The 16895-nt window shown below is 72.9% G+C and carries 17 protein-coding genes; 12 read left to right on the plus strand and 5 right to left on the minus strand.

Going from position 1 to position 16895, the window contains the following annotated elements; genetic code table 11:
* The first annotated feature begins 18 nt into the window (after positions 1–18).
* The 10 genes from PU704_RS04055 to nrdR all read left to right on the plus strand — a co-directional run bounded on the left by PU704_RS04055 (position 19) and on the right by nrdR (position 10564).
* The gene (locus PU704_RS04055) at positions 19–759 is read left to right on the plus strand and encodes a purine nucleoside phosphorylase YfiH/LACC1 family protein (protein WP_277550275.1); all 741 of its coding nucleotides are present in this window, start codon (positions 19–21) and stop codon (positions 757–759) included.
* Positions 756–1514 carry a YggS family pyridoxal phosphate-dependent enzyme gene (locus tag PU704_RS04060; RefSeq protein WP_277550276.1) on the plus strand — a complete coding sequence of 253 codons (759 nt, stop codon included), beginning with the start codon at positions 756–758 and terminating at the stop codon, positions 1512–1514. The genes PU704_RS04055 and PU704_RS04060 overlap by 4 nt, the downstream gene beginning before the upstream one ends.
* A 128-nt stretch (positions 1515–1642) precedes the next feature.
* Positions 1643–2173 carry a cell division protein SepF gene (locus PU704_RS04065; protein ID WP_277550277.1) on the plus strand — a complete coding sequence of 177 codons (531 nt, stop codon included), beginning with the start codon at positions 1643–1645 and terminating at the stop codon, positions 2171–2173.
* A gap of 9 nt (positions 2174–2182) precedes the next feature.
* The gene (locus PU704_RS04070) at positions 2183–2473 is read left to right on the plus strand and encodes a YggT family protein (protein ID WP_047802084.1); all 291 of its coding nucleotides are present in this window, start codon (positions 2183–2185) and stop codon (positions 2471–2473) included.
* Positions 2474–2612: 139 nt separating this feature from the next.
* Positions 2613–3308, plus strand: a complete 696-nt coding sequence (locus tag PU704_RS04075) for a DivIVA domain-containing protein (protein WP_277550278.1) — start codon at positions 2613–2615, stop codon at positions 3306–3308.
* 151 nt (positions 3309–3459) lie between these two features.
* Positions 3460–4026: a signal peptidase II gene (gene lspA, locus PU704_RS04080; RefSeq protein ID WP_277550279.1), complete on the plus strand. Its 567-nt coding sequence runs from the start codon at positions 3460–3462 to the stop codon at positions 4024–4026.
* Entirely contained in the window at positions 4019–4966 is a 948-nt protein-coding gene (locus PU704_RS04085; RefSeq protein WP_277550280.1) for an RluA family pseudouridine synthase, read from the plus strand. Before lspA ends, PU704_RS04085 begins: the two co-directional genes overlap by 8 nt.
* A 115-nt stretch (positions 4967–5081) precedes the next feature.
* Entirely contained in the window at positions 5082–8570 is a 3489-nt protein-coding gene (dnaE, locus tag PU704_RS04090) for a DNA polymerase III subunit alpha (RefSeq protein ID WP_380113149.1), read from the plus strand.
* A 67-nt stretch (positions 8571–8637) separates the two neighbouring features.
* Positions 8638–9984, plus strand: a complete 1347-nt coding sequence (hisD, locus tag PU704_RS04095) for a histidinol dehydrogenase (protein WP_277550283.1) — start codon at positions 8638–8640, stop codon at positions 9982–9984.
* 7 nt (positions 9985–9991) lie between these two features.
* Positions 9992–10564, plus strand: a complete 573-nt coding sequence (gene nrdR, locus PU704_RS04100; protein ID WP_047801488.1) for a transcriptional regulator NrdR — start codon at positions 9992–9994, stop codon at positions 10562–10564.
* Positions 10565–10705: 141 nt separating this feature from the next.
* Here nrdR and PU704_RS04105 read toward each other — a convergent pair whose 3' ends face one another.
* From PU704_RS04105 to map, 4 genes are read right to left on the minus strand one after another with little or no spacing between them, the layout of a single operon-like run.
* A complete protein-coding gene (locus tag PU704_RS04105; RefSeq protein WP_277550284.1) occupies positions 10706–11449 on the minus strand; it encodes a polysaccharide deacetylase family protein in 744 nt (247 codons plus the stop codon).
* Positions 11446–12462 carry a glycosyltransferase family 2 protein gene (locus tag PU704_RS04110; RefSeq protein WP_277550285.1) on the minus strand — a complete coding sequence of 339 codons (1017 nt, stop codon included), beginning with the start codon at positions 12460–12462 and terminating at the stop codon, positions 11446–11448. The genes PU704_RS04105 and PU704_RS04110 overlap by 4 nt, the downstream gene beginning before the upstream one ends.
* A 33-nt stretch (positions 12463–12495) precedes the next feature.
* Positions 12496–13308: a polyphosphate--glucose phosphotransferase gene (gene ppgK, locus PU704_RS04115; protein ID WP_277550286.1), complete on the minus strand. Its 813-nt coding sequence runs from the start codon at positions 13306–13308 to the stop codon at positions 12496–12498.
* 44 nt (positions 13309–13352) lie between these two features.
* Positions 13353–14246: a type I methionyl aminopeptidase gene (gene map, locus PU704_RS04120; protein ID WP_277550287.1), complete on the minus strand. Its 894-nt coding sequence runs from the start codon at positions 14244–14246 to the stop codon at positions 13353–13355.
* Positions 14247–14371: 125 nt separating this feature from the next.
* Here map and PU704_RS04125 point away from each other — a divergent pair, with 125 nt between their 5' ends.
* Positions 14372–14548: an SPOR domain-containing protein gene (locus tag PU704_RS04125; protein ID WP_277550288.1), complete on the plus strand. Its 177-nt coding sequence runs from the start codon at positions 14372–14374 to the stop codon at positions 14546–14548.
* 10 nt (positions 14549–14558) lie between these two features.
* Here PU704_RS04125 and panB read toward each other — a convergent pair whose 3' ends face one another.
* On the minus strand, positions 14559–15395 hold the full coding sequence (gene panB, locus PU704_RS04130; RefSeq protein WP_277550289.1) for a 3-methyl-2-oxobutanoate hydroxymethyltransferase: 837 nt from the start codon (positions 15393–15395) through the stop codon (positions 14559–14561).
* A 145-nt stretch (positions 15396–15540) separates the two neighbouring features.
* Between panB and glnA the strand changes: the two genes are divergently transcribed.
* A complete protein-coding gene (gene glnA / locus PU704_RS04135; RefSeq protein ID WP_277550290.1) occupies positions 15541–16881 on the plus strand; it encodes a type I glutamate--ammonia ligase in 1341 nt (446 codons plus the stop codon).
* Positions 16882–16895: the final 14 nt, after the last annotated feature.

Raw genomic sequence — 16895 nt, forward strand, 5'->3', positions numbered from 1 at the left:
CGACAGAGGAGGACCAGGGTGTTCTGGTGGCAGGACGAGGTCGGGCCGGGCGTCCGGATGGCCTTCACGGACCGCGGCGCGGGCAACCTCGCGCTGCACACGGGCGACGACCCGGCCGCGGTGCGCCGCCGCCGGGCCGCCCTCGAGCGGTCGATGGGGGTGGCCGCCGGCTCGCTGCTCTTCCTGGAGCAGGTGCACGGCACCGACGTCGTGGACGCCGACCGCACCGACCGCGCGGCGGTGCCCGTGGCCGACGCCGCGGTCTCGGCCACGGGCGTGCCGCTGGCCGTGATGGTGGCCGACTGCGTGCCCGTGCTGTTCCTGGGCGCGGGCCCCGGCGGCCCGGTCACGGCCGTGGCGCACGCCGGCCGGCGAGGTCTGCTCGACGGTGTGCTGGAGCGCACCGTGGAGCGGCTGCGGGAGCGGGGTGCGGACGGGGTCGCCGCCTGGGTGGGACCCTCGATCTGCGGCAGCTGCTACGAGGTGCCGGCCGCGATGCGGGAGGAGTCGCTGCGGCGGATCCCCGCGGTGGCCGCCACCACGTCCTGGGGCACCCCGGCCCTGGACCTGCGCGCCGGCGCCCGGGACCGGCTCGCCGGACTCGGCGTGGTCGTCACCGAGCCCTCGGCCGGCCACGGGCCGGCCTGCACCCTGGAGGACGAGCGGCTCTCCTCGCACCGGCGGGACCCCGGCTCGGGCCGGATCGTGGGCCTCGTCTGGCGCAGCCGCCCCGGCGCCCGGGCGGAGCGCACGGCATGAGCGCCGGTGCGGACGACGCGCGCAGCCGCGAGCTCGCCGAGGCCCTGGGGCGCGTCCGGGCCCGGATCGGGGCCGCGGCCCGCGGCGCCGGCGCTCCGGAGCCCACGCTGGTCGCCGTGACCAAGTTCTTCCCCGCCGCGGACGTCCTCCGGCTGCACCGGCTGGGCGTGCGCGACGTGGGGGAGAACCGGGACCAGGAGGCCGCCGGCAAGGCCCGGGAGGTCGCGGAGCTCCTCGACGGCCCTTTGGCCTGGCACTTCATCGGCCAGCTGCAGTCGAACAAGGCGAAGTCCGTGGTCCGCTACGCCTCGTGGGTGCACTCGGTGGACCGTGGTTCCCTCGTCACCGCGCTGGGCAAGGCGGTGCGGCGACACCGGGAGGAGGCCGCGGCCGGGCAGGTCCCCGCCGGTCCGTGCGTCCGGCAGGACCTCACCTGCCTGGTGCAGGTGTCCCTGGACGCCGAGGAGCACCGAGGCGGCGCCCGCCCCGAGGACGTCGTGGGGCTCGCGGAGCAGATCGCCGCCACGGACGGCCTGCGCGCCGGCGGGGTCATGGCCGTCGCCCCGCTGGGCGCGGCCGCGGGCCCGGCCTTCGACCGCCTGCGGGACCTGTCGCACCGGGTGCGGGAGGTCCTGCCGGAGGCCGGCGCCGTCTCCGCCGGCATGAGCCAGGACCTCGAGGAGGCCGTCGCCCGGGGAGCCACGCACGTGCGCGTCGGCTCCGATATCCTCGGCCCCCGACCGCCCGTAGGATAGCTTGGAGGACGGCCCTGCGGGGCCAGGGCCGTACCGCGATCCGTGCAGCACGACGGGTGCCGGACGGTCCGAGGATCCCGGAACTCCCCCCACCGCCGATATCCGCACAGACAGTCAAGGAGAGCACCATGGCCGGAGCGTTGCGCCGCACCATGATCTATCTCGGCCTCGCCGAGACGGACGAGGACTACGACGACGACCCGACGCCTGCCCGCCAGGAGCACCAGTCCGCCGTCGCGGTCCGCGAGGAGCCGCGCGAGGCCCGCGCCCACGAGTCCACGGCCGTGGCCGTGCCGCGCCGGTCGGCCGAGTACAGGGCGCCGGTCACCCCCATCAAACGCGCCCCCTCCAGCTCTCGAGAGGACAGCTCGACCTTGCGCACGATCACCACGGTCCACCCCCGCTCCTACAACGACGCGAAGTCCATCGGCGAGGCCTTCCGCGAGGGCACCCCCGTCATCATGAACGTCAGCGACATGGGCGACGCCGAGGCCAAGCGGCTGGTGGACTTCTCCGCCGGGCTGGTCTTCGCCCTCCACGGCTCCATCGAGCGGGTGACCGGCAAGGTCTTCCTGCTCACCCCGTCCTACGTCGAGGTCGTCGGCCACCCGGCCGGCGGCGAGGCCGAGGACGGCACCGACGACCACTCGGAGGACTGAGGCGGACCGATGGACCTGTTGCTCTCCCTGCTGTACCTGGCCCTGCACCTCGTGTACGTGGCGCTGCTGGCCCGGCTCGTCCTGGACTGGGTGCAGATGTTCGCCCGCAGCTGGCGGCCCCGCGGGATCGCCCTCGTGGGCGCCTCCGCCGTGTACACCGTCACCGACCCGCCCATGCGGTGGCTGCGCCGGATCGTGCCGCCGCTGCGCTTCGGCGGGGTGGCCCTGGACCTCGGCTTCCTGATCCTCATCTTCGCCGTCAGCATCGTCCAGGGCATCGTCGGCCAGCTGCTGGTCTGACCCGGCCCCGCTGCGACCTGCCTGTACGCTGTAACCGCACGACCCACCGGGTGCCGGCCGCCGGTCCGCCCCCGGCGCCGGTCGGACGGAGCCCCCGCCGCGGGCCGCGCCCGCGCCCCGCCCTAGGAGGAATGCACTCATGGCCCTGACGCCCGAAGACGTCATCAACAAGCGGTTCCAGCCCACCAAGTTCCGGGAGGGCTACGACCAGGACGAGGTCGACGACTTCCTCGACGAGATCGTCGTGGAGCTGCGGCGCCTGAACCAGGAGAACACGGACCTCAAGCAGCAGCTCGAGACGGCCGGCCGGCCGGTCGCCCCCCGGGAGTCCGCGCCGTCCACGGAGCCGGGCCCGGCCGCGGCCGAGGAGCCCTCCGCCGGACCGGACGCCGCCGGGACCGCGGTGAGCGAGCCCGCCGCCGCTGAGCCGTCCGCCGAGCAGCCGGTCCTCGCCGAGCCGTCCGCCGGGGAGAGCCCGGCCGGCGCCGCGCAGTCCGCGGCCGGTGTGCTCGCGATGGCGCAGAAGCTGCACGACGAGTTCGTCGCCGAGGGCGCCGCGGAGCGCGACCGGCTCGTCGCCGAGGCCCGGGCGCAGGCCGAGGAGCTCGTCGAGGACGCACAGCGCACCCGCGAGCAGACCCTGACCGCCCTGCGGGACGAGGAGGCCGCGCTGCAGCACCGCGTCGAGGGGCTGCGCGGCTTCGAGCAGGACTACCGCGACAAGCTGCGGGGCTTCATCCAGGATCAGCTGCACGACCTGGAGACGACCCCGGCCCTCGAGCCCGCGCCTCCCGCCGACGGCGACGAGGCCCCCGCCGCGGCCGCCCGGGCCTGAGTTCCCGCGCACGGGGACCCCGACGGAGGGACCGGCCGCGCGGCCGGTCCCTCCGTCGTGGTCCCGGCCCCGCGCCCGCCCCGGCCGACGTGGCACCATGGACCCGGGCCCGGCCGTCCGGCCCCGCCCCCCGACCCCTCCCGAGGAGAGCATGAGCGAGCACCCCGAAGCCCCCGCGGGCGCCACCGGCGGGGCGGGCCGCCGCCGCGTGCTGCTCCTGGCCGCGGGCGCCGCGCTGCTGGTCTACGTCCTGGACCAGCTCACCAAGTGGTGGGTGGTGAGCACCATGGCGCTCGGCCAGCGGACCCCGGTGGTCGAGGGCCTGCTGTGGTGGCAGTTCATCCGCAACCCCGGGGCGGCGTTCTCCCTGGGCGAGAACGTGACCTGGCTGTTCACCGTGGTGATGGCGGTCGTCTCCGTGGTCATCGTGCTGACCCTGCGCCGGGTGCGCTCGGCCGGGTGGGCGCTGGCCCTGGGGCTGGTCCTCGGCGGGGCCCTCGGCAACCTCACCGACCGCCTCCTGCGGGAGCCGGGCTTCGCGGTGGGCCACGTGGTGGACTTCATCGCCGTGCCGCGCTTCGCGATCTTCAACATCGCCGACTGCGGGGTCGTGGTGGGCGTGGGCCTGGTGGTGCTCCTGACCCTGCTCGGCCGGGAGCTCGACGGCACCCGGACCGCGGACCGCCCCGCGCCGGAGGAGGAGGGCTCCCGTGGCTGAGCCGGAGCACACCACCGAGCGCTTCACCGTGCCGCCCGAATTGGAGGGCCAGCGCGCGGACGCGGCGGTCGCCGCGCTCGCGGGCCTGTCCCGTTCCGCGGCCGCCGCCCTGTGCGCGGAGGGGCGGGTGCTGCACCGCGACCGCCCGGTCCCCAAGTCCTTCCGGGTGGAGGCCGCCCAGACGCTCACGGTGCAGGTGCCCGTGCCGGAGGACCCGTCCCGGATCGTGCCGCAGCTGGTCGAGGATTTCCGGGTGGTCCACCTGGACGACGACATCGTGGTGATCGACAAGCCGGCGGGGGTGGCCGCGCACCCGTCGCCGGGCTGGAAGGGCCCCACCGTGGTGGGCGCCCTGGCCGGGGCCGGTGTGGGCGTGAGCACCTCCGGGGCGCCGGAGCGGCAGGGCGTGGTGCACCGGCTGGACGTCGGCACGTCCGGGCTGATGGTCGTGGCCCGCACCGAGCGGGCGTACACCGCGCTCAAGCGGGCGTTCAAGGAGCGGACGGTCACGAAGGTCTACCACACCGTAGTCCAGGGCCTGCCGGACCCGTTGCGCGGGACCGTCGACGCCCCGATCGGGCGGCACCCCGGCTACGACTGGCGCTTCGCCGTGGTCGAGGGCGGGCGCGCGTCGGTCACCCACTACGAGGTGCTGGAGGCCTTCGGGCGCGCGGCCCTGGTGGAGGTGCACCTGGAGACCGGGCGCACCCACCAGATCCGGGTGCACTTCTCCGCGCTGCGCCACCCCTGCTGCGGGGACCTGACCTACGGGGCGGACCCGGCGCTGTCGGCCGGACTGGGGCTGACCCGGCAGTGGCTGCACGCCAAGGGGCTCGGTTTCGAGCACCCCGGCACGGGGGAGCCGGTCGAGTTCGACAGCCCCTATCCGCCGGACCTCGCCTTCGCCCTGGAGACCCTCCGGGACGGTGGGCCCGCCTGATCCGGCGGGCCCCCGGCGCGGCGGAGCGGTCGGCGGGGACGACTACACTGGTCGGGTGACGACGGCATCCGGCAAGAACAGCTTCACCCACCTGCACGTGCACACCGAGTACTCCATGCTCGACGGTGCGGCACGGCTCGATGACCTCTTCGAAGCCTGTCACGAGATGGGGATGTCCTCCCTCGCGACCACCGACCACGGCTTCGTCTTCGGCGCCTTCGACTTCTGGAACAAGGCCCGCAACGCGGGGATCAAGCCGATCATCGGGGTGGAGGCCTACCTCACCCCGGGCACCGCCCGCTCGGACCGCACCCGCGTGAAGTTCGCCGACGGCGGCCGCGACGACGTCTCCGGCGGCGGCGCCTACACGCACATGACCCTGCTGGCGGAGACGACGCAGGGCATGCAGAACCTGTTCCGGGCCTCCTCCCTGGCCTCCCTCGAGGGCCAGCTGTACAAGCCGCGCATGGACCGGGAGCTGCTGAGCACCTACGGCAAGGGCCTGATCGCCACCACGGGCTGCCCCTCCGGGGAGATCCAGACCCGGCTGCGCCTGGGCCAGTACCAGGAGGCCCGGCAGGCCGCCGCGGAGTTCCGCGACATCTTCGGGGCCGAGAACTTCTACTGCGAGCTCATGGACCACGGCCTCGCGATCGAGAAGAACGTGACGAGCGACCTGCTCAAGCTGGCCAAGGACCTGCAGCTGCCGCTGGTGGCCACCAACGACCTGCACTACACCCACGCCGAGGACGCGAAGTCCCACGCGGCGCTGCTGTGCGTGCAGTCGGGCTCGTCCCTGGCCGACCCCAAGCGGTTCAAGTTCGACGCGGACGAGTTCTACCTGAAGTCCCCGGCCGAGATGCGCGAGCTCTTCCGCGACTTCCCGGAGGCCTGCGACAACACCCTCGAGATCGCCGAGCGGTGCCACGTGGAGTTCGACACCTCCGCCAACTACATGCCCCGCTTCCCGACCCCGGAGGGCCACGACGAGGAGTCCTGGTTCGTGGAGGAGGTCCAGAAGGGCCTGCACCACCGCTTCCCCGGCGGGATCCCCGAGGACGTCCAGCGCCAGGCGGACTACGAGAAGGGCATCATCCTGCAGATGGGCTTCCCCGGGTACTTCCTGGTGGTGGCCGACTTCATCAACTGGGCGAAGAACAACGGGATCCGCGTGGGCCCGGGCCGCGGCTCCGGGGCCGGGTCCATGGTCGCCTACGCCATGCGCATCACCGAACTGAACCCGCTCCAGCACGGGCTGATCTTCGAGCGCTTCCTCAACCCGGACCGCGTGTCCATGCCCGACTTCGACGTCGACTTCGACGACCGCCGCCGCGCGGAGGTCATCCACTACGTCACCGAGAAGTACGGCGACGAGCGCGTGGCCATGATCGTCACCTACGGCACCATCAAGGCCAAGCAGGCCCTGAAGGACTCCTCCCGCGTGCTGGGCTACCCGTTCTCCATGGGGGAGAAGCTGACCAAGGCCATGCCGCCGGACGTGATGGGCAAGGGCATCTCCCTCAAGGACGTCTACGACGAGTCCGCCAAGCGCCACGGCGAGGCGGACGAGCTGCGCGAGGTCCTCGCCCAGGACCCCGAGGCGAAGAAGATCTTCGAGACCGCCGAGGGGCTCGAGGGCCTCAAGCGGCAGTGGGGGGTGCACGCGGCGGGCGTGATCATGTCCTCGCACCCGCTGATCGACATCATCCCGATCATGCGCCGCGAGCAGGACGGCCAGGTGATCACCCAGTTCGACTACCCCACGTGCGAGGGGCTGGGGCTGATCAAGATGGACTTCCTGGGCCTGCGCAACCTCACCATCATCTCCGACGCCCTGGAGAACATCACGCTCAACCAGGACGGCTTCGTCCTTGACCTCGAGCACCTCGGCCTCGAGGACGCCGAGTCCTACGAGCTGCTGGCCCGCGGCGACACCCTCGGGGTGTTCCAGCTCGACGGCGGGCCCATGCGCCAGCTGCTCAAGCTCATGCGCCCGGACAACTTCGAGGACATCTCCGCCGTGATCGCCCTCTACCGGCCCGGTCCGATGGGCGCGAACTCGCACACCAACTACGCGCTGCGCAAGACCGGCCAGCAGGAGATCACCCCGATCCACCCCGAGCTCGAGGAGCCGCTCGCCGAGATCCTCAACACCACCTACGGGCTGATCGTCTACCAGGAGCAGGTCATGGCGATCGCCCAGAAGGTGGCCGGCTTCTCCCTGGGCCAGGCCGACATCCTGCGCCGCGCCATGGGCAAGAAGAAGAAGTCCGAGCTGGACAAGCAGTACGAGGGCTTCCACGGGGGCATGGCGGAGCGCGGCTACTCGGAGGGGGCGATCAAGGCCCTGTGGGACATCCTGCTGCCGTTCTCCGACTACGCCTTCAACAAGGCCCACTCCGCGGCCTACGGCCTCGTCTCCTACTGGACGGCCTACCTCAAGGCGCACTACCCGGCCGAGTACATGGCCGCGCTGCTCACCTCGGTGGGCGACGACAAGGACAAGCTGGCCCTCTACCTCACCGAGTGCCGCCGGATGGGCATCACCGTGCTGCCCCCGGACGTCAACGAGTCCGCGCTGAACTTCACCCCGGTGGGCACCGACATCCGCTTCGGCATGGGCGCGGTGCGCAACGTGGGGGCCAACGTGGTCGGCGCCATGGTCGAGGCCCGGGAGGAGCACGGGGCCTTCACCTCCTTCAACGACTTCCTCGCCAAGGTGCCCGCGGTGGTGTGCAACAAGCGCACCATCGAGTCCCTCGTGAAGGCCGGCGCGTTCGACCGCCTGGGCCACACCCGGCGGGGCCTGGTGATGTGCCACGAGGAGGCCGTGGACGCCACGGTGGCCGTCAAGCGCCAGGAGGCGGCCGGGCAGTTCGACCTCTTCGGCGGGATGGGCCTGGACGAGGAGGACCCCACCACCTCCCTGACCGTGGCGGTGCCCGACGTCCCCGAGTGGGAGCGCAAGGACCTGCTGGCATTCGAGCGCGAGATGCTGGGCCTGTACGTGTCCGACCACCCGCTGCGCGGGCTCGACGAGGCCCTGGGGCAGTACGCCGACACCTCGATCCAGCCGCTGCTGGGGGAGGACGGCCGGCCCGACGGCGCGGTCGTCACGGTCGCGGGCATGATCACCTCCCTGTCCCGGCGGATCGCCAAGACCTCCGGCAACGCCTACGCCCGGGTGGAGCTCGAGGACCGGACCGGCTCGATCGAGATCATGTTCTTCGGCAAGGCCTACGCCCCCATCGCCGGGGTGCTGGCCGAGGACCTGATCTGCGTGATCAAGGGCCGGCTGCAGCGCCGGGACGACGGGTCGGTGACCATCTCCGCCCAGGAGCTGACCGTGCCGGAGCTCTCCGCGGACGGGCACAACGGGCCGGTGCTGATCGCGCTGCCCGAGTTCCGGGCCACCGAGGCCACCGTGCAGGAGATCGGGGCGGTGCTGCGCAACCACCGCGGGGACTCCGAGGTGCGCATCCACCTCGAGACCCGGCAGAAGGTGCAGATCCTGCGGCTGGGCCCGGACCTGCGGGTGAACCCCTCCCCGGCCCTGTTCGGGGACCTGAAGGTGCTGCTCGGGCCCACCTGCCTGGAGGTCTAGCCGAGCCGGCCGCGGAGCGCAAGACCCGGGCCCCGCCGGCGGTGGTGCGGTGGAATACCATGGACACGTGACTACTGCTGAGACCACCACGACTCCCGCCCTGCGCACGATCGACCTCCGCGGCCGGCAGCTGTCCTGGGCCGAGCTGCGCGCGGCCGTGCCCCGGCAGAGCACCTCCTCCCTGGCCTCCGCCGAGCAGGCCGTGGAGGAGATCATCGCCGCCGTCCGCGCGGAGGGCGCCGCTGCCCTGCGCCGCTACGCCCGGCGCTTCGACGGCGTGGAGCAGCAGCGGCTGCGCGTGGACCCCGCCGAGATCCGGCGGGCGGTCGACGCACTGGACCCTGCGGTGCGCCGCGGCCTGCAGACGGCGATCCAGCGCACCCGGGCGTTCGCGGCGGCCCAGCGCCCGGCCGACGCCCGCCTCGAGGTCGCTCCCGGCGCCGTCCTGGTCCAGCGCTGGACCCCCATCCGCCGGGCCGGTCTCTACGTCCCGGGCGGACTGGCCGTCTATCCCTCGTCGGTGGTCATGAACGTCGTCCCGGCCCAGGCGGCCGGGGTCGGCTCGATCGTCCTGTGCAGCCCGCCGCAGCGGGAGTTCGACGGCCTGCCGCACCCCACGATCCTCGCCGCGGCCGGTCTCCTCGGGGTGGACGAGGTCTGGGCCGTCGGCGGGGCCCAGTCCCTCGCGGCCATGGCCCACGGCGTGGTCGACGGCGAGGACGTGCTGGAGCCCGTGGACACCGTCACCGGCCCCGGCAACGTCTACGTGGCCACGGCCAAGCGGCTGCTGCGCTCCGTGGTGGGCGTGGACGCGGAGGCGGGGACCACCGAGATCGCCGTGCTGGCCGACGACACCGCGAACCCCGCCTACGTCGCCGCCGACCTCATCTCCCAGGCCGAGCACGACCCCGCCGCCGGGTCCGTGCTGATCACCCACTCGCCGGCCCTGGCCGAGCGCGTCGCGGCGGAGCTCGCCGTGCAGGTGCCCCGCACCCGGCACCGCGAGCGGGTCGCCACCGCGCTGTCCGGACCGCAGTCCGGGGCGGTGCTCACGGACGACCTCGACGCCTCGATCGCGGTGGCCGACGCCTACGCCGCCGAGCACCTCGAGATCCACACCGCCGCCCCGCAGGAGGTCGCCGCCCGGGTGCGCAACGCCGGGGCCATCTTCGTGGGCCCGTACAGCCCCGTCCCGCTGGGCGACTACGCCGCCGGGTCCAACCACGTGCTCCCCACCGGGGGCACGGCCGTGCACGCGCAGGGCCTGTCCACCACCTCCTTCCTGAAGGCCGTGCAGGTCGTGGAGTACTCCCGGGAGGCCCTCGCCGAGATCGGCGCGGACATCGTGGCCCTGGCCGACTCCGAGGACCTGCCCGCGCACGGCGCGGCCATCACGATCCGCACCGGGGGCTGATCCGACCGTGCACTGCCCGTTCTGCCGCCACACCGACTCCCGCGTCGTGGACAGCCGCACCACGGACGACGGGACGGCGATCCGCCGCCGCCGCCAGTGCTCCGAGTGCGGCCGCCGGTTCACCACGCTCGAGACGACCACGATCTCCGTGATCAAGCGCTCGGGCGTCACCGAGCCCTTCGACCGGCAGAAGATCGTCAACGGGGTGCGCAAGGCCTGCCAGGGCCGGCCGGTGAGCGAGGACGACCTCGCGATGCTCGCCCAGGAGGTCGAGGAGACGATCCGTGCCCTGGGCGCCGCGGAGATCGAGGCCCACGAGGTGGGGCTGGCGATTCTGGCCCCGCTGCGCCGCCTGGACGTGGTGGCCTACCTCCGCTTCGCGAGCGTCTACCAGGCCTTCGACGGCCTCGGCGACTTCGAGGAGGCCATCGACCTGCTGCGGCAGCAGCAGGCCGAGCAGTCCGGCCAGCAGACCATCCCCGCCGCGGTGGAACCCGCCGGTGCCGGGGCGAAGAAGCGCTCCGGCCGCCGGGCCCGGCCCCGCAGCCTCGACGGCGTGTCCCAGCCCCGGCTGCTGTGAGCGCCGCACCGCGGCGACACGTCCCGGCGTGTCCCTTGCCGCAGGCCGGAGGAGGGTCGTAGAGTAAGGAACGTAACAAGCTCCCGCCGGGGGCTGCGGAGGGGAAGCCGCGGCCCCCGGCGGGTTTTTTTCTGCCGTCGATCAGCCGGCGAAGCTGATGCGTCGCTCGAAGCGGCCCGTGCCGAGTAGCTCGGACACCGTCGTGGCCGACGTCCCGCGATCGGCCAGCCCGGAGAGCACGCGGGTGAGCAGGTCCGTCTTGTCCACCTCGGGCCGGGGCCCGTCGCTGACACCGTCGACCTCGTCGGCGAAGTTGTCGTGGGCCAGCAGGATGGCCCCGGCGGAGCAGCCGTCGATGGCCTTCTCGACACGGCGGGCCTGCGGGACGTCCTTCCAATCCCAAGTGGTGGCGGACCACAGCACCGGCTCCAGGCCCAGGCTGCGCACCGCCGCCCACCTCGCCGGGGACTGCTCGCCGTAGGGCGGCCGGAACCAGGTCACGGATGCTCCGGTGATCTGCTCCAGCTCGTCCCGGGCACGTCGTGTCCGGTCGCGGACCTCCCCGGGCGTGAACGTGCGCAGGGAGCGGTGGTCGGCCCCGTGCAGGCCGACCTCGTGGCCGGCCGCGCCCAGCTCCCGCACAAGGCCGGGGTCGGGTCGGGCCCTGGTCATGAGCACGAAGAAGGTCGCGCGGGCGTCGAAGTCGCGCAGCACGTCCAGGATGCCGGGGGTGACCGCGCGCACCGGCCCGTCGTCGAACGTCAGTGCGATCCGCGGCGCGTCCGTCCGCACGCGCACAGGTGTCCCGAGCACCCGTGCGGCCGGGCGCAGGACGCCGCGCGCTGTCCGGGCGCGGAGGGAGCCGGTGCGGAGCACGGAGCTCATGCCCCCGGCCGGAAGCGGGCGAGCCGGCCGTCGCGCCCGTACTCCTCGTACGACCAGCCGGCCGCCCCGAGCAGCATCCCCGCGCCGCGGCACGCGGTGCGCAGCCCGCGGGCCTGGTGCACGGGCGCCCGGCCCGCGAAGCCCCCGAGAGCCCGGCCGGCGCCGCCTCCCAGTCGCACCAGACCTGCGACGGCGGCCTGGGCGCGGACCGCCCGGCGCCGACGGGAGGGCGCCAGCACGGTGTCGGACAGGACCGTGGAGTTCCCGTGACTGAGGGCCCGGATCAGGACCCAACGGCGGGTCTGACGCTCGGCCGGCACGACGTCCACGGCCTCCGACTCGTTGCACCAGACGATGGAACGGCCTGCGGCGTGCAGCTCCTTGGTGAAGACGGTGTCCTCTCCCCCGGAGAGGCCGAAGTCGTCGCGGTAGCGCACCCCGGCGGCCCGGACCTGGGCGAGGTCGAGGAGCATGTTCCCGCCGGCCGCGAACGGGACGGTGGTCCCCGTGGGCAGCTGCCGGCGCACGAAGAACCGGCCGGCCAGCAGCCACGGGTCGACCTCGCCGGTGTACTCGGGGACGACCCTGCCGGCCACGAAGGCCGCCCCCGTCCGGTTCCAGGTCTCCAGCAGGTGCCGTGCCCAGCCCGGTCGGGGACGTTCGTCGTCGTCGATGCTGAGCAGGACGTCCGCGTCGGCCGTGTCCTCGAGCAGCCGGTTGCGCACCGCGGCGATGCCGGGAACCGGTTCGCTCACGTACCGCACCTCCGGTCCGCCCTCCGCACAGGAGCGCGCCAGCTCGGTCACGGTGGTCTCCGCCGAGCGGTCCGGGTCGTTGTCGGCCAGGACGATCCGCACCGACCCGGCCACGGCGGGCCGCCCCGTCCGCCCGAGGAGGTCGTCGGCCTGTTCGCCCAGCTCTCGGAGCAGGCGGGGCAGCACCTCCGGCCGCCGATAGGTCGGCACTCCGATGGCCACGCTCGGCAGACGGACTTCTCCCTCGGTCCTGTTCACGATTCTCTCCCGGTGCGGTACTGGTGGGGGGGGTCAGCTCTCGGACGTGTGCGGGATGCCCGCCCACAGGGCCGCCCCCACGATGCCCGCGTTGTTGCGCAGCTCGGCGACCTTCACCGGCGTGCGCAGCTCCAGGAAGGGCAGGAACTTGTCCGCCTTCTTCGACACCCCGCCGCCCACGACGAACAGGCTCGGGGTGAACAGGAACTCGACGTGGCTGAAGTAGCGCTGCAGCCGCGTGGTCGCCCACTTCTTCCAGGGCATGTCCTCGCGCTCGCGCGCCGCCGCGGAGGCCTTCGTCTCGGCGTCGTGGCCGTCGATCTCCAGGTGGCCGAGCTCGGCGTTGGGCACCAGCTTGCCGTTGAGGATCAGGGCCGAACCGATGCCGGTGCCCAGGGTGATCACGATGACCAGGCCCTTCACCCCGCGCCCGGCCCCGTAGACCGCCTCGGCCAGGCCCGCGGCGTCGGCGTCGTTGAGCGCCTCGACCGGCCGCCCCAGCCGCTCCGTCATCAGCGCGTCCACGTCCGTGCCGATCCAGGACTTGTCGATGTTCGCCGCGGACAGGGCCACCCCGTCCTTGATGATCGCCGGGAAGACGATGCCCACCGGCGAGTCCGGCGCCGGGGCCTCGGGGCGGGACTGCAGCTCCGCCACGATCTGCTCCACGACCTCAGCCACCTTCTCCGGCGTGGCCGGGCGCGGGGTGGGGATGCGGAAGCGCTCGCCGACGAGCTCACCGGTGTCCAGGTCGACGATGCCGCCCTTGGTCCCGGTGCCGCCGAAGTCGATACCGATGACTCGCCGGTGCGGGACGTCCGCGACGGTGCGATCTGGTGTGGTCATGGGGCGGTCCTCTCGGGGCCGTGGTCGGATGATCAGTGCGCAGTCTACGGCAGGGTCAGCACGTCCACGCCGTCCTCCGTCACGGCCAGCGTGTGCTCGAACTGCGCGGTGCGCATCCGGTCCCTGGTGGTGACCGTCCAGTCGTCGTCCCACTGCTCCCAGTGGATCGTGCCGAGGGTCAGCATGGGCTCGATCGTGAAGACCATGCCGGGCACCATGAGGGTGGCGTAGGACGGGGCGGCGTCGTAGTGCGGGACGATGAGCCCGGAGTGGAACTCCCGGCCCACGCCGTGGCCGGTGAAGTCGCGGACCACGCCGTAGCCGAAGCGCCGGGCGTACTTCTCGATCACCCGGCCGATGACGTTGATCTCGCGGCCGGGCCGGACGGCGTTGACGGCCCGGGTCAGCGCCTCCTCGGTGCGCTCGACGAGCAGGCGGGACTGCTCGTCGACCTCGCCCACCAGGAACATCCGGTTCGTGTCGCCGTGGAAGCCGTTCTTGTAGGCCGTGACGTCGAGATTGATGATGTCGCCCTCCTCCAGCACCGTGGAGTCGGGGATGCCGTGGCAGATCACCTCGTTGAGGGACGTGCAGATGGACTTCGGGAAACCCCGGTAGCCCAGGCAGGACGGATAGGCGCCGTGGTCGCACAGGTACTCGTGGGCGATCCGGTCCAGGTCGTCGGTGGTGGCGCCGGGCACGGCGGCCCGGCCGGCCTCCTGCAGGGCGCGGGCCGCGATCCGGCCCGCCTCCCGGATCAGCTCGACCTCCTCGGGCGGGTAGACGTTCCCGCCCCGGCCCTCGTCGGGCTCGGTCCGGCCGACGTACTCGGGCCGCGGGATGGACGCCGGGACGGGACGCTGGGGGCTCAGGGACCCGGGAGCGAGGGTGCCGACGGGGGCGGTGCCGCCGGGAGCGGTGAGGTTGTGCGAGAGCACGGGGGTCTGGTCCTCCTGGTTCTTCGGGTCTGCCGGCCCCGTCGGGGCCTAGGATCTACCCTAACGCGCCGGGTGCCCGGCCGGTCCGGTCGAGGCGGCCCGGGCGGCCCGGGGAAGGAGAGGTCATGAGCGAGTACTGGTTCAACGTCTACACCCACGAGGTCGAGGAGGGCCCGCAGTCGGACTACCGCAAGCTGCTCGGTCCCTACGCCACGCGCCAGGAGGCGCAGAACGCCCTGAAGCTCGCGGCGGAGCGCACCCGGAAGTGGGACGAGGAGGACCGCGCCTTCGACGAGGGGTGAGCGCCGCTGCTCAGAAGCTGTGCTCGGGACCGGGGAAGGTCCCGGCGCGCACGTCCCGGACGTAGCGGCCCACGGCGTCGGTGACCACCCCGTGGAGATCCGCGTACTGCTGCACGAAACGGGGCATCCGTCCGCGGCGCAGCCCCAGCATGTCCTGCCACACGAGAACCTGGCCGGTGGTCCCGGACCCGGCGCCGATCCCCACGGTGGGGATGTCCACGGCGGCGTCCACGGCGAGGGCGGCCTCGGCCGGGACCATCTCCAGGACCAGGCAGAAGGCCCCGGCGGACTCGAGGGCGCGGGCGTCCTCGACCAGGGCCTGTGCGGCGTCGCCGCGGCCCTGCACCCGGTAGCCGCCCAGGGCGTGCTCGCTCTGCGGCGTGAAGCCCAGGTGCGCCACGACCGGCACCCCGGTCTGGACCATGGCCCGCACGTGCGGGGCGAACCAGGCCCCGCCCTCCAGCTTCACCGCGTGCGCCCCGCCCTCCTTGAGGAAGCGCACCGCTGTGGTCACAGCCTGCTCCGGGGAGGCCTCGTAGGAGCCGAAGGGCAGGTCGGCGACGACGAACGCGCGCTCGGCGGCACCGGACACGGCACGGCACAGCGGCAGCAGCTCGTCCACGGTCACCGGCAGGGTGGTGGCGTAGCCCAGGACGTTGTTGCCCGCGGAGTCCCCGACGAGCAGCGTGTCGACGCCGGCGGCGTCGAAGATCGCCGCCGTGAGCGCGTCGTAGCTCGTGAGCATGGTGAACTTCTCGCCGCGGCGCTTCGCCTCGCGCAGGTGGTGGGTGCGCACCCGGCGCACGTCGAGCGCGCCCGGCTCCGGGCGGGTGGTCTCCTGGGTCATGGCCCCAGCCTAACCGGCGGGCTCCGCGCGCCCGGCGGAGGGCCCGGGCGGGCGCGTTAGAGTGGCCTGGACAGCAGGCGTGCCCGTGTCGGCACGGCACACGCCCGCGGCCCCGGCCGCGGGCAGGAAGACGAGGAACACAGCCATGGACCGTCAGCAGGAGTTCGTCCTCAGGACCATCGAGGAGCGGGACGTGCGCTTCGTGCGGATGTGGTTCACGGACGTGGTCGGCACCCTCAAGTCGGTGGCGCTGGCCCCGGCCGAGGTGGAGGCCGCCTTCGAGGAGGGGCTCGGCTTCGACGGGTCCTCGATCGAGGGCCTCTCCCGCGTCTCCGAGGCGGACATGCTCCTGCAGCCCGACCCCTCCACGTTCCAGATCCTGCCCTGGCGCGGGGAGACCGAGCCCACCGCGCGGATGTTCTGCAACATCCTCACCCCGGACGGGGAGCCCGCCTCCTCGGACCCGCGAGGGGTGCTCAAGCGGGTCCTGGAGAAGGCCTCCGACATGGGCTTCACCTGCTACACCGCCCCGGAGATCGAGTTCTACCTGCTGAAGTCCGCGGACCTCGACGCCGAGGGCCAGCCGGTGCCGGTCGACCACGAGGGCTACTTCGACCACGTGCCCGGCGGCGTCGTGCAGGACTTCCGGCGCAAGGCCGTCAACATGCTCGAGGCCGTGGGGATCTCCGTGGAGTTCTCCCACCACGAGGCCGGCCCGGGGCAGAACGAGATCGACCTGCGCTACGCCGACGCCCTGCAGACGGCCGACAACATCATGACGTTCCGCACCGTGATCAAGGAGGTGGCGCTGGCCCAGGGGCTGTACGCCACCTTCATGCCGAAGCCCTTCACGGAGCACCCCGGCTCGGGCATGCACACCCACTTCTCCCTCTTCGAGGGGGACACCAACGCCTTCTTCGACGGCGGCTCCGAGTTCCGGCTCTCCCGCACGGCCCGGCACTTCATCGCCGGCATCCTCCGGCACGCCCCGGAGTTCACCTCGGTGACCAACCAGTTCGTGAACTCCTACAAGCGGCTGTGGGGCGGGGGAGAGGCACCCTCCTACCTCTCCTGGGGGCACAACAACCGCTCCGCCCTCGTGCGGGTGCCGCTGTCCAAGCCGGACAAGGTGCAGGCTGCGCGGATCGAGTACCGCGGCATCGACTCCGCGACCAATCCGTACCTGTCCTACGCCGCGCTGCTCGCGGCGGGGCTGCAGGGCATCGAGAACGAGTACGACCTCCCGCCCGTGGAGCTGGACGACGTCGCCGCGATGAGCTCCGCCGAGCGCCGCGCCCTGGGGCACAACCCGCTGCCCTCGAGCCTCTACGACGCCATCCGGGAGACGGAGGAGTCGGAGTTCATGGCCGAGCTGCTCGGGGAGCAGGTCTACGACTACTTCCTGCGCAACAAGCGCCGGGACTGGAACGACTACCGTCGCGTGGTCACTCCCTTCGAGCTCAAGAACAACCTCGGCATCCTCTGAGCCCGGGACGGAGC

This window comes from Kocuria oceani (assembly GCF_029524215.1).
GTDB lineage: Bacteria > Actinomycetota > Actinomycetes > Actinomycetales > Micrococcaceae > Kocuria > Kocuria oceani.